We start from the raw sequence: 12,076 nt of genomic DNA on the forward strand, positions 1-12,076 counted from the left end.
GGCGGAGTGTCAGGCGGTGGCGGCGTGCTCGGCGTCGGCTTGCTCGGGGGATGCCCCGACCAGCTCGTCGAAGCGAAGCACGACCCGCTCGTGGTACATCCCGAACAGATCCTCGAACAGCGCCACCTGGGCGTCGGACGGCCCGGAACCGGAGTCCCACACCGCCGCCAGCGCCCGCCAGACCAGCACGTGCAGGTCCGGTGCGCCGGCGAAGAAGGCCTCGACCGCCTCCGGCACCTCGAGCACCATCTCGCCGATCGAGTTCATGATCGCCCGCTGCATGGTGAGCCCGAGCGCGGTCAGCAGGGTACGAACCAGGCCGACCTCGATCGCCAGGATCTGGCGCAGGTCCGGATCGTCTTGGCGGGCAATGGCTTCGAGCTTGTCGATCTCGGCCTTGAGCACCGCCTGATCGATCGCCTGATCGCTGCCCGTGTAGGCGAGCAGCGTCTCCATCACGATGCCGCGCTCGACATCGACGATGTCGCGGAACATCTCGATCGCGATGTCCGGCATCGGAATCGAGAAGCGGAACAGCTGCCGATACACGTCGACGCCACCGGCCTCGCGGACGTCGCGGATGGTGAAGCCCTTACCGCGGCGCGCCTCGACGAATCCGTTCGTTTCCAGCCTGCCCAGCGTCAGCTGCGCGGTCGCCCGGTTCATATCGAACTCTTCGGCCACCTGGCGCACGGACGGCATGAGATCCCCCGGCTGATACTCCCCCGCGGCAACCCGGCGTGCCAACTCATCGGCAACGTCGGCGACTACCGTCTGGGATCCCATCGAAGTCACCTTTCGACTACGTTAGTTTACGTCCCAGACAGTCTAAGCCCTACTGTGCCAGACTGCACGTGTGCAACACTGGTCCGCGCACAGTGTGAGGTGAGTCATGGCTATCCGGCGCAGCGGCGACAGTTCTGGCGAGGGTTCAACGGGCAGGCGATCCCGCCTGTTCGCGTCGAGGTCCGACGGCAAACCCCCAGTTCGCGCCTCTGTTCGCAATGCCAAGCTGGCCGCGCTGCCGCTGGCCTTCGCCGGACGGCAGGCCGCGGGCGTCGGCAAACGGGCGCTCGGCAGATCGTCCGAAGAAGTCAATCGGGACATCCAGTTGCGCACCGCGCAGCACATGTTCGAGGTGCTCGGCGAGTTGAAGGGCTGCGCCGCGAAACTCGGTCAGCTGCTTGCCATTTACGAGTTGGCGCTGCCGCCGGAGATCGCCGAGCCCTACCGGATCGCCCTGAGCCGGCTACAGGACGCGGCGCCGATCATGCTGCCCGGCACCGTGCACGAGGCGATCGCGGCCAGCATGGGCGAGGACTGGCGCGCGCAGTTCCAGGAATTCGACGATCGCCGGGCCGCGGCCGCCTCGCTCGGCCAGGTGCACCGCGCGGTGTGGCACGACGGCAGGCAGGTCGCGGTCAAGGTGATGTATCCCGGTGGCCGTCAGGCCGTCGAGGCCGACCTGGAGCAGCTGCGCCGGATCTCGCTGCTGGCCACGGTCTTCCTGCCCGGCGCCGACGTCAAGGCGGTCACCGAGGCGATCTGCGACAGCGTCCGCGAGGAACTCGACTACGCCGCCGAGGCCGAATACCAGCGCACCTTCGCCGCCGCCTACGCCGGCGACCCGGACTTCTATATTCCCCAGGTGATCGCCCAGCGCGGCGACGTGTTGATCACCGAGTGGGTCGAGGGCACCCCGGTCACCCGCATCGTGGCCGCCGGCGCGCAGGCCGAGCGGGACCGGGTCGGCATGCTCATGCTCCGGTTCATCACCTCGGGCTGGGGCCTGCACGGGCTGCTCTACGCCGACCCGCATCCCGGCAACTTCCGCGTGCTGCCGGACGGGCGGCTCGGCGTGGTCGACTTCGGCGCCTGCTGCCCGTGGCCGCCGGAGGGCTTCGACGAACTGGCGCTGGACTATTGCAAAGTCTTCTTCAGCGCGGGCGGCCCGTCCGAGCTGGCGGCCGCGACCAGGCGGCACGGCTTCGTGGCATCCGGGCGCACCTTCGATACCGAAGCGCTGTACGCGGCGGTCGAGCCGTGCAGTGAACCGTTCAAGCATTCGACCTATCGCATGACGACGCCGTGGCTGCGCAGGCAGGTGCTGCGCACCACGAATCCGCGGCTGTCGAACGTCATCCGCGAGATGACCATGCCCGCCTACTTCACCCCGTTCGCCAGGGCCGTGCTCACCCTGGTCGGCGTGCTGAGCCAGCTGGAGACCGAGGGGCCCTACCGGGACGAGATCCTGCGCTGGCTACCGGTGCTCGCCGAGGCGCTCGGCGCCATCGAGGATCCGGACCCGGATCGTCCGGTGGACCTGGCCGCGGTGCGCAAACGGCGGGCCGACGAGCAGGACCGCCAGATGTCGGTCGGCTGACCCACCGACCCCCACGAACCCGCAACCACCTGCGGTTTCTCCGGGTGCGGCAACCCTGGCCAATCTGTCCCAGACAGTGCTATCGTCGCCTGTAGCCCTACCAACGGAGGTACACCGTGTCGATAGCACCTGCGCAGGCGGCGCATTCGCGTTCGATCGAGCAGCCCGATTTCGAGGTCGTCGTCATCGGCGCCGGCTTCGGCGGCATCGGGATGGGCGTCGAACTCCGCCGGGCCGGAATTCACAACTTCCTGATCGTCGACAAGAACAGCGACATCGGCGGCACCTGGCAGGCGAACACCTATCCCGGTGTGGCGGTGGACATTCCGTCGGTGTACTACAGCTTCTCCTACGAGCCGCCGCAGGTGTGGTCGCGGATGTTCGCGCCGGGCGCCGAGGTGAAGGCGTATGCCGATCAGGTGGTCGACAGGTACGGGTTGCGGCCGCGAATCCTGCTGAACACCAAGGTGGTCGGCGGTGAGTGGGACGAACGACACCACCTCTGGCGCGGCAAGCTCGACACCGGCCAGGAAGTCACCTCGCGGTTCGTCGTCGGCGCCGTCGGCGGCCTGGAGGTGCCGAAGATGCCCGATATCGCGGGCATCGACACGTTCGGCGGCAAGATCGTGCACACCGCGAAGTGGGATCACGACTTCGACTACGCGGGCAAGCGAATCGCGGTCATCGGCACCGGAGCGACTGCGCTGCAACTGATTCCGGAGATGGCCGATATCGCGGCGAAGCTCACGGTGTTCCAGCGCCGACCGATCTGGGTCGCGCCGAAGCCGGACTTCCCGATTCCGGCGTTCGCGAAGCACATCATGGTCAATGTGGGTCCGCTGCGCCGGGTGCTGCGCGCCGCGGTGACGCTCGGCATCGATTTCGGCATCTCCGGTGTCGGGGTGTTCCACCGCCGGATACCAGGCGCGGTCAAGCTCGCCCAGCGCGGCGGCGGGGCGCTGTATCGGGCCCAGCTGCCGGGGAATGCCGAACTGGCCCAACGGTTGACGCCGGACTACGCGCCGGGCTGCAAGCGGCCCTCGGTGTCGAACCGGTACCTGCGCACCTTCACCAGGGAGCACGTCGAACTGGTCACCGACCCGATCAGGGAGGTCACCGAGACGGGTGTGGTCACCGCGGACGGCGTGCGGCGCACGGCCGATGTGCTGGTGTGCGCCACCGGATTCCGGGTGATGGACAAGGGCTACACGCCGCCGTACCCGCTGTACGGCCGGGACGGCCTGGAACTCGGCGAGTTCTGGGATCGCCACCGCTACCAGGCCTATCAGGGCGTGACGGTGCCGAAGTTCCCGAATCTGTTCCTGATCACCGGCCCGTACGGTTTCGCGGCCGGCTCCTATCTCGCGATGATCGAGTGCACCACCCGGCACGCGGCGCGGGCGATCAAGGAGGCGCGCAGGCGCGGCGCCACCGCGGTGGAGATCAAGCAGGAGCCGCACGAGGCCTACCACCGGCAGTGCGTGCGGCGCGGTTCGCAGACGATGTGGCTGTCGGACGCGTGCGCCGGTTCCAACACCTACTACGTCAACTATCAGGGCGACCCGGCGGCCATCCGGCCGAGTACGCACCACGAAATGTGGTGGGGCAACAAGCACTTCCCGTTCGACCACTACACATTCAGCAGAACGGCGGGCGATACCTCGGCCACGTACACCGGCGGCAGCGAGTCCGGCCGCCCGGACGCGATCACCGCTGACGACCTGGCCGAGTTCTTCCGCAGCCGCAGGCTGAGCGTCCGCACCTAGCGCCCCACCGAGGAGAGACATCATGGGCAGCAGAATCATCGGCCGTCGCAGGCGGCGCAGGGCCGCTCGGGCGCTCGCGGCGGGCAAACCGCCGCAACACCCCGTGGTGCGCACCGCGCGGACTCCGGACAGCGCGCGGGCGCGGGCCTTCGGGCTCGGGCTGGCCGGGACCGGGGCGGCGCATTTCACCGCGCCGCGGGCCTTCGATCCGCTCACCGCGCGCGCCTTTCCGCACGCCACCCGGCGCTGGACCTACCGCAACGGATTCACCGAGATGGTGCTGGGCCTGGCGATCACCTTCCGGCGCAGCCGCCCGATCGGATCGGTCGGCTTCATCGCCTACCTCGCGTTCCTCGCCGCGCGCCTGTCCGGTGCGCGGCCGGCCGGCGAATCCGGGGCGGGCGGCTGGTAGTCGCGCCGGACCCGCCCGTTCGCACCTCTGCCCCGACGCCCGCGCACAAAACGAACACCACCTGCGCGCAACGATGACCGGGCAATATGATCGCCAGAGGTGCGACGGGAGGGAGTGGTGTGACCATCGAGTCGATGCCGCAGACGCAGGCGCGGCCGGAGCGATTCGCGGATCTGTTCGCGCACCGGCGGTGGATCCGCCGCAGTCAGCCGTTCCCGCACGTGTACGCCCGGGATGTGTTCGTGCCCGAGTACTACCAGCGGATGACCGACGACCTGGCCCGGGTGCGGCGCGACCGGCCGGAATTGTTCGGGCAGGTGGCGACGAACTACAGCGCGGTCGGCATCCGGCTCGCCGATCTGGCCGACACCTCGCTCTCGGTCTTCACCTCCCGCGACTGGCACGACCTGATCACCGGGATCGCGGGCGTCACCGGGACCGGCGACGTCGAGGGCTCGGTGCACCATCACGCGCCGGGCGCGCCGTACGGATGGCCGCACAACGATCTCAATCCCGCGTGGTTCCCCGGTGAGCCACCGGGACCCGGCGAAGTCCGGCTGCCGGACGGCACGGTGGACACCAAGACCGGCGCACGCGCCGACGGCGTGGTCGCCCGCGAAACGATCCGCGCGGTGGCGGTGCTGTTCTATTTCGGCAACCCCGGCTGGCAGCCGGGTGACGGCGGCGAGACGGCGCTCTACGACAACGTCGCCGACGGCGAGAAGCTGCCGGAGCTCACCCTGGTTCCACCGCTGGACAATTCGCTGATCCTGTTCGAGGTGACGCCGCGCACCTGGCACACCTTCGCCGGCGGCAACACCAAGGACCGCAACAGCGTGGTCATGTGGGCACACCGGACCAAGGACGAGGCGCTGGAGCGCTGGGGAGGGGATCGCATTGTCTACTGGTGAACGCCGGGTCTGCCTGATCACGGGCGCGGGCGGGACGCTCGGCAACGTGTTCTGCCGCTCCTATTACACCGACTACGACATCGTCGCGGTCTGCCGCACCCGCACGCCTGCGGTGCCGTCGCAGCTGGAGTGGTTCGTCGATCCGCTCGACCCGAAAGGGCCGGTGCCGGAGAACAATTCGCGGGTCTTCGTGATCCGCGCCGACCTCACCGCGCCGGGCGAGGTGGAGCGGGTGGTCGACCTCGCGCTGGCCAAGTTCGGCAAGGTCGACCTGCTGGTCAACAATGCCGCGCACGTTCAACTGCAACCGCGCGGCATCGTCGACGGCGACGCCGCGCTGGAGCAGTTCGATCCGCATTTCACCCTGAATGTCGGCGTGCCGCTGCGGCTTTCGGCGCGGCTGGCGCAGCGGTTCTGGCTGCACAACGGTGCGGAGAATCGCGCGGCGAACCGCAACATCGTCAACGTCTCCAGCATCTCCGGCTCGGAGGTGTACCCGGGACAGACGCTGTACTCGGCGTCGAAGGCCGCGCTCAACCAGCTGACCCGCAACACCGCCGACGAGTTCGCCGAGTTCGGGGTGCGCGCGAATGCCATCGCGCCGACCAGCTTTCCCGCGCTGGTGTCCACCGAGCAGGTGGCGCAGGCGATCGTCGAACTCGACGGGAACGACTTCAACGGCGGTGTGTTCGGCGTCGGGCCGGAACCGAGCGCGGCGGACAACGCCCACCACGATCGGCTCGCCGAGGCCGACCGGTAGCTACCCGGTGATCCGCTCGGACAGCTCCCACAGCTGTTGGGCGAGCGCGGGGTCCACCGCCTGCCGGTTGCTCGGCGGCTCCAGCTTGAAGCGGTGGAAGTACAACCCGTTGATCTCCGCCGACGTGGTCGCCAGGTGCACCAACGGTTCCGAGCCCCGATCCGGCCGGATGAAGAACGGCCTGGCCAGCGGCGAGCGGATGAGCCGGCCGAGGCCGAGCGGCGCGTGGTCGTACACGTGAGTGGCGACCGCACCCGGATGGAAGGCCGCGGTGGTCAACCCGGTGCCCTCGGTGCGGCGCGCTAGTTCCCTGGTGAACAGGATGTTCGCTAGCTTCGACGCGGCGTAGGCGCCCATCTGGTTGAACGAACCGGTGGTCGCGTTGACGGTGTCCAGGTTCAGCCTGGCCATCCGGTAGGTCATGCTCGCCGTGTTGATCACCCTGGCCTGCGACTGCACCAGCCGGTCGAGCAGCAGGGTGGTCAGCAGGAACGGGGACAGGTGGTTGACCTGGAAAGTCAGCTCGTTGCCGTCGGCGGTGGCGGTGCGCTTGGGCCAGGAGCCGCCCGCGTTGTTGGCGAGCACGTCGATGCGCGGGTAGCGGTCGAGCAGTTGGCCCGCGAGCTTGCGCACCTCGTCGAAGCGGGCGAAGTCGGCGAGGAACGGCTCGGCCCCCGCCTTGGCCGCCACCTCCGCCGTTCGTTCCGGCGACCGGCCGACCACCGCGACGGTGGCGCCCCGCGCCACCAGCGTCGCGGCCGCCTCGGCGCCGATGCCGGAGCTCGCGCCGGTCACCACCATGGTCTTCCCGGTCAGATCCTGGGCCTGCACAGCCATTCCTGTCTCCTGTTCCCAGCCTGCGCGTCGCGGGTGCGCGAGGCCGCAGGTCGATTCAGCTGACCTGATCGTCTTCGGCTCGGGCGGATTCGGCAACAGCTGCGCCTGCCTCGAAGTGCGCGGCAATCTCGTCGGTGGTGGTCAGCCACACGCCGGGATGGTTCACCACATACTCCAGTGCCTGGTCCAGATACTTCGCCCGGAACGGCTGCCCGATGACGAACGGATGCAGCGCGAGCGCCAGCACCCGGCCGCTGCCCGCCGACTCCGAATACAGCTGATCGAGCTGATCCCTGACGATCCGGACGAAATCGGGACCGCTGGTGCCCTTGCCGAGGAACAGCGTGTTGTCGTTCAACTCGACCGTGTACGGAACGCTCAGCATCCCCGGCACATTCAGCCGATACGGCTGATCGTCGTTGGTCCAGTCGAGCACGTAGTTCAGGCCGAGTTCGGCCAGCAGCGCCGGGGTGTCGAAGGTTTCGGTGAGCGCAGGACCCATCCAGCCGCGCGGCCTGCGTCCGGTGGCGCGCTCGATGGTCTCGACCACCTCGGTGAGGTACGCGCGCTCCTGCTCGATCGACATGTCGGCCTGGAAGATCGAGTTGTTCTTGCCGTGCGCCAGCCAGGCCCAGTCCCGGGCCAGGCCCGCCGCGATGATCTGCGGATTGTGCTGGACCACATCGGAATTGAGCAGCGCGCTGGCGCGAATGCCGTGCCGGTCCAGGATTTCGGTCACCCGCCAGATGCCGACCCGCGGGCCGTAATCGCGCCAGCCGTAATTCAGCGGATCCGGGGCGAGACCGGCCGTGCCGGGAAAGATACTGGTCGAGGGCCGATCCACCTGATAGTGCTCGACGTTGAGGCCGACGTAGAAGGCGACCCGCGCGCCGCCGGGCCACTGAATCGGCGCACGCTCGGTGATCGGGCTGTAGTCGTAGAGCTCGTTGTCCATGCCGTGATTCTCGAACTTGACACCAATGTCAGATTCAACCTCCGCACGCGTGACATACCGCACAGACGAATGTGGCCGCCGACATTCGGTCACGGCGGTCGCGGCGGGTGGGTGTGTATTCTCCCCCGCGGACAGATCAACTGATTTCGAACGCACAGGGGTAACTCGCCGGGTACGCCCAGAACTCAGCCTGCCCTGAACCGCCGGCCCGCGACGGTACGTTTAACGCACCCGACGACCGGCAAGAGGCGCGGAGAGGCGGAGGAGCACATGCGAGTCGACGGGCGGGAAATCCCGGTAACGGGGAACCTGCTACAGCCGCTGTTCCGGCGGACGAGTGACATCATCCGCGTCGTGCTGGCCGCGGTGTGGGTGGCGATTGTCGTCGCGGCCTCGGTGATCACCCGGCCGGAATGGCTTGCGCTGGAACGCTCGGTGTCCAACATCGTCGGGTTCCTGAATCCCGACCAGTCGAATCTGGTCTACCTCGTCTACGGCATGGCGATCCTGGCCTTGCCGTTCGCCATCCTGCTCGAGCTGATCATCGGCAGGCAGTGGAAACTGCTCGCCGGGTACGCGGCGGCGGGGCTGACCGCGGGACTGCTGCTCTCCATCACCGGCACCGGCCTCTCGGCCCCGAAATGGCATCTGCAGGTGCCGGATCGACTCGACACGTTCCTGTCCCAATTCCTGGACGACCCGCGCTGGATCGCCATGCTGGCGGCCGTGCTGACGGTGTCCAGCCCGTGGCTGCCCAACCGGCCGCGGCGGTATCTGTGGTTCCTGCTGCTCGCCTTCGCGCCGATCCACCTGGTGGTCAGCACGGTGGTGCCGGCGCGGGCAATGTTCGGGCTGGCCGTCGGCTGGCTGGTCGGCGCGATCATCGTGCTCGTCGTCGGCACGCCCGCGCTGGAGGTGCCGCTCGACGCCGCGGTGCGGGTGCTGGCCGAACGCGGGCACACGGTCACCAGATTCACCGTGGTGCATCCGGCCGGGCGCGGGCCGCTGGTGCTGGCCGCCGCCATCGACGGCCCCGAACGCGGGCTGGTCATCGAGATGTACGGCAAGAATCAGCGCAGCTTCGGCGCGCTGCGCCAGCTGTGGCGCTGGCTCACCTTCCGCGCCAGCGAGACCGCGGCCATCCACGGATCCATGCACCGCGCGGTCGAACATCGTGCGCTGATGGCCCTCGCGATCGGCGACCTCGGCCTGGCCAGCAGCACGCCGGTGGCGGTCGCCGCGCTGGACCGCGGCTGGATGCTGCACGCGCACACCATGCCCAAGGGCACCCGGCTCAGCGAGGCGCCGGTCGAGCAGCTGGCCGGGGTGTGGAAGTCGCTCGACGAGCTGCACCGGGGCCAGATCTCGCACGGCGACCTGCGCCCGACCGAGATCCGGATCGACAACGGCACCACCCGGTTCGGTGGCTTCGCCAGCGCCGAATACGGCGCCTCGCGCAAGCAGCAGCAGTCCGACATCGCGCAGCTGCTGGTGTCGACGACCGCGATCTTCGGCAAGGAGCCCGCGGTCAGCGCGGCCATCAAGACGCTCGGCGAGCAACCGGTCCTCGCCGCCGCGAGCCGGTTGACCAAGTCCGCCATGCCCGCCGGACTGCGGAAAACGGTGCCGGACTGGAAGGACGCGCTGTCCGCCGCGCGCGACGAGGTGCGCAAGCAGACCGGGCAGGACCGGATCCAGGCCGAGCAGATCACCCGGTTCACCCGCAACCAGATCATCCAGCTGGTGCTGCTGATCGCGCTGGTCTACGTCGCGTACCCGTTCATCAGCGCGGTGCCGACCTTCTTCACCCAGCTCAAGACGGCCAACTGGTGGTGGGCGCTGCTCGGGCTCGCGGTCTCCTTCCTGACCTATGTCGGTGCGGCGGCGGCACTGTGGGCCTGCGCGTCCGGCGCGGTGAGCTTCAAGAATCTGGTGATCATGCAGATCGCCAACACCTTCGCCGCGACCACCACGCCGGCCAGGGTCGGCGGGCTCGCGCTCAGCGTGCGCTTCCTGCAGAAGGGCGGCGTCGGCACGGTGCGCGCCACCGCCGCGGTGGCGCTGCAGCAGGCGGTGCAGGTGATCACGCACCTGTGCCTGCTCGTCGTGTTCAGCGTCGCGGCGGGCACGTCGGCGGACCTTTCGCACTTCGTCCCCGACGCCACGGTGCTGTATCTGATCGCCGGGGTCGGCGTCGGCATCATCGGCACCTTCATGTTCGTGCCGAAATTGCGGCACTGGCTGAACAATTCGGTGCGCCCGCAATTGCAGGAGGTGCTCGGCGAGCTGGCCGATCTGGCCCGCGATCCGAAGCGGTTCTCGGTGATCATTCTCGGCTGCGCCGCGATCACCCTCGGCATGGCCGGGGCACTGTGGGCCAGCGTGGAGGCCTTCGGCGGCGGCACCACCTTCGTCACCGTCACCATCGTCACCATGATCGGCGGCACGCTGGCCTCCGCGGCGCCCACCCCCGGCGGCGTCGGCGCCGTCGAGGCCGCGCTGATCGGTGGCCTCGGCGCGTTCAACGTGCCGTTGGATATCGCGGTCCCGTCGGTGCTGCTCTACCGGGTACTCACCTGCTGGCTGCCGGTGCTGTGCGGCTGGTTCACCATGCGCTGGATGGCCGCGAAGGACATGATCTAGCCGCGGATTTCCTTGGTGGCGAGCAGAACTCCGGTCGCGGGCCGCACCGCGCTGAATGTCACGTTGCCGAATCCGGCCGCCTGCACCAGGTCCCGATACCGGCGAATGTCGACCGCTGCCACCGGGTCCGCCGCACGGCCCGGCCCCGTCTCCCCCGGTGTCCGGCGGGCGGCGGCGCGGGCCATGATCCGAACCACGGCGGGCAATATCCGGCCCGTCGGATGCGTATCGGCCAGTAGCAACGTGCCACCGGGGCGCAGTATCCGGAACATCTGCGCGATGGCGGCGCCGCGTTGTGCCTCCGGGATATGGTGCATGGCAAAGGTGGAGGTCACCACATCGAAGGTGGCATCGGGCAGCGTCAGTGCCTGAGCGGCGCCCAGTTCGAATCGGCAATTCGTCACAGTATTGGAATGTTGGGTCGCGTAGTCGATCATTTCCACGGCCGGATCGATGCCGATTACCCTGCCGCCGGGGCCTACTCCGGACGCCAGCTCCACAGCGAGATCACCTGGGCCACAACCGATATCGACGACGTTATGGCCGGGTGCCGCGCCGCTGAGCGCGACCAGCCGAGCGTTGAGCCGTGCCCCGCGGCCGAGCAGAAATAGGGCCTTGAAAGCGCGGTAACTCCGCGGCTTGGTAAGCAGAACACCCGTTTCGGTGTCATGGTGGCCCTGTCGAATGGAAGACTGGGGTGCGTTTTTGGTCATGTGTTCATGGTCGGGAGGGGCCGCCACTTCGACCAGAGGCAAAACCACGGAAACCGTTCCATTCGGGACGGATTCGCGACATTTGTACGGGAGGCACATTGTCGTCGGAAGTGAAAAGACTGACGGGCAGCACGGATCGCCGGGTACGGCGGACGAAAAGCCTGCTGCATCGGGCGTTGATCGAACTCATGCTGGAGCGCGGCTACGACCGAATCTCGGTGCGGGACATACTGCATCGCGCCGACGTCGGACGGTCCACGTTCTACGCGCATTTCCGCGACAAGGACGACCTGCTGCTGGTGAGCAGCACCGACTATCTACGGGCCGCGGTGACCGCGCCGGACAGCGAGACCGGAGCCGACGCCGCGACGCCACTCGCCCCGGTGCACACGCTGTTCCAGCTGGCCGCCGCGAATCCCGAGGTGTACCAGGCGTTGCTCGGCCGCAAGAGCGGTGCGCTGCTGCTGCGGACCACGCGGGAGATGGTCGCCGAGATCCTCGCCGAGCGGCTGACCGAACTGCTCGACATGGACGAGGCCGAATTCGATTCGACGGTCACGTTCCTGTCCTGGGGGGTGGTCGGCGTGCTCGGTGCGATCGCCGACGCGGACCCGCCGCTGCCGCCCACCGAGGCGTACCGGCGACTGGAACAACTGATCGGACCCGGTCTGTCCGGCCGGGTCCGCGCGAGCTGAG

11 protein-coding genes are annotated in these 12,076 nt (G+C 68.4%); 7 read left to right on the forward strand and 4 right to left on the reverse strand.

From position 1 onward, the window contains the following. Positions 1-9: 9 nt before the first annotated feature. A complete protein-coding gene (locus ACFQ9K_RS13000; protein WP_378714317.1) occupies positions 10-786 on the reverse strand; it encodes a GntR family transcriptional regulator in 777 nt (258 codons plus the stop codon). A gap of 106 nt (positions 787-892) precedes the next feature. On the opposite strand from ACFQ9K_RS13000, the gene ACFQ9K_RS13005 reads away from it, so the two are divergent. The 5 genes from ACFQ9K_RS13005 (at position 893) to ACFQ9K_RS13025 (ending at position 6,232) form a co-directional block, all read left to right on the forward strand. After that, complete coding sequence (locus ACFQ9K_RS13005; protein ID WP_378714318.1) at positions 893-2,383, forward strand: ABC1 kinase family protein; 1,491 nt, start codon at positions 893-895, stop codon at positions 2,381-2,383. Between the two features lie 116 nt (positions 2,384-2,499). Further along, positions 2,500-4,149, forward strand: a complete 1,650-nt coding sequence (locus tag ACFQ9K_RS13010) for a flavin-containing monooxygenase (protein ID WP_378714320.1) — start codon at positions 2,500-2,502, stop codon at positions 4,147-4,149. A 22-nt stretch (positions 4,150-4,171) separates the two neighbouring features. Further along, entirely contained in the window at positions 4,172-4,561 is a 390-nt protein-coding gene (locus ACFQ9K_RS13015; RefSeq protein ID WP_378714322.1) for a hypothetical protein, read from the forward strand. Between the two features lie 119 nt (positions 4,562-4,680). Continuing rightward, a complete protein-coding gene (locus ACFQ9K_RS13020; RefSeq protein ID WP_378714324.1) occupies positions 4,681-5,472 on the forward strand; it encodes a 2OG-Fe(II) oxygenase family protein in 792 nt (263 codons plus the stop codon). After that, positions 5,459-6,232 carry an SDR family NAD(P)-dependent oxidoreductase gene (locus ACFQ9K_RS13025; RefSeq protein ID WP_378714326.1) on the forward strand — a complete coding sequence of 258 codons (774 nt, stop codon included), beginning with the start codon at positions 5,459-5,461 and terminating at the stop codon, positions 6,230-6,232. The genes ACFQ9K_RS13020 and ACFQ9K_RS13025 overlap by 14 nt, the downstream gene beginning before the upstream one ends. Here the strand turns inward: ACFQ9K_RS13025 and ACFQ9K_RS13030 are convergent, their stop codons facing one another. Continuing rightward, positions 6,233-7,069 carry an SDR family NAD(P)-dependent oxidoreductase gene (locus ACFQ9K_RS13030; RefSeq protein WP_378714328.1) on the reverse strand — a complete coding sequence of 279 codons (837 nt, stop codon included), beginning with the start codon at positions 7,067-7,069 and terminating at the stop codon, positions 6,233-6,235. It abuts the gene before it with no gap. A gap of 55 nt (positions 7,070-7,124) precedes the next feature. Continuing rightward, complete coding sequence (locus ACFQ9K_RS13035) at positions 7,125-8,024, reverse strand: polysaccharide deacetylase family protein (protein WP_378714330.1); 900 nt, start codon at positions 8,022-8,024, stop codon at positions 7,125-7,127. A 270-nt stretch (positions 8,025-8,294) separates the two neighbouring features. Between ACFQ9K_RS13035 and ACFQ9K_RS13040 the strand changes: the two genes are divergently transcribed. Next, positions 8,295-10,667 carry a flippase-like domain-containing protein gene (locus ACFQ9K_RS13040; protein ID WP_378714331.1) on the forward strand — a complete coding sequence of 791 codons (2,373 nt, stop codon included), beginning with the start codon at positions 8,295-8,297 and terminating at the stop codon, positions 10,665-10,667. Here ACFQ9K_RS13040 and ACFQ9K_RS13045 read toward each other — a convergent pair. Further along, the gene (locus tag ACFQ9K_RS13045; RefSeq protein WP_378714334.1) at positions 10,664-11,428 is read right to left on the reverse strand and encodes a class I SAM-dependent methyltransferase; all 765 of its coding nucleotides are present in this window, start codon (positions 11,426-11,428) and stop codon (positions 10,664-10,666) included. The genes ACFQ9K_RS13040 and ACFQ9K_RS13045 overlap by 4 nt on opposite strands. A gap of 62 nt (positions 11,429-11,490) precedes the next feature. On the opposite strand from ACFQ9K_RS13045, the gene ACFQ9K_RS13050 reads away from it, so the two are divergent. Further along, the gene (locus tag ACFQ9K_RS13050) at positions 11,491-12,075 is read left to right on the forward strand and encodes a TetR/AcrR family transcriptional regulator (protein WP_378714336.1); all 585 of its coding nucleotides are present in this window, start codon (positions 11,491-11,493) and stop codon (positions 12,073-12,075) included. The last annotated feature ends 1 nt before the right edge of the window (position 12,076 follow it).

Origin of the sequence: Nocardia sp. NPDC056564, from assembly GCF_042793755.1 — a bacterium.
Classification (GTDB): domain Bacteria; phylum Actinomycetota; class Actinomycetes; order Mycobacteriales; family Mycobacteriaceae; genus Nocardia.

Coding starts and splice junctions, on each gene's coding strand:
- ACFQ9K_RS13000 (WP_378714317.1), bottom strand. CDS start 786: ATGGGATCCCAGACGGTAGTCGCCGACGTTGCCGATGAGTTGGCACGC.
- ACFQ9K_RS13005 (WP_378714318.1), top strand. CDS start 893: ATGGCTATCCGGCGCAGCGGCGACAGTTCTGGCGAGGGTTCAACGGGC.
- ACFQ9K_RS13015 (WP_378714322.1), top strand. CDS start 4,172: ATGGGCAGCAGAATCATCGGCCGTCGCAGGCGGCGCAGGGCCGCTCGG.
- ACFQ9K_RS13030 (WP_378714328.1), bottom strand. CDS start 7,069: ATGGCTGTGCAGGCCCAGGATCTGACCGGGAAGACCATGGTGGTGACC.
- ACFQ9K_RS13035 (WP_378714330.1), bottom strand. CDS start 8,024: ATGGACAACGAGCTCTACGACTACAGCCCGATCACCGAGCGTGCGCCG.
- ACFQ9K_RS13040 (WP_378714331.1), top strand. CDS start 8,295: ATGCGAGTCGACGGGCGGGAAATCCCGGTAACGGGGAACCTGCTACAG.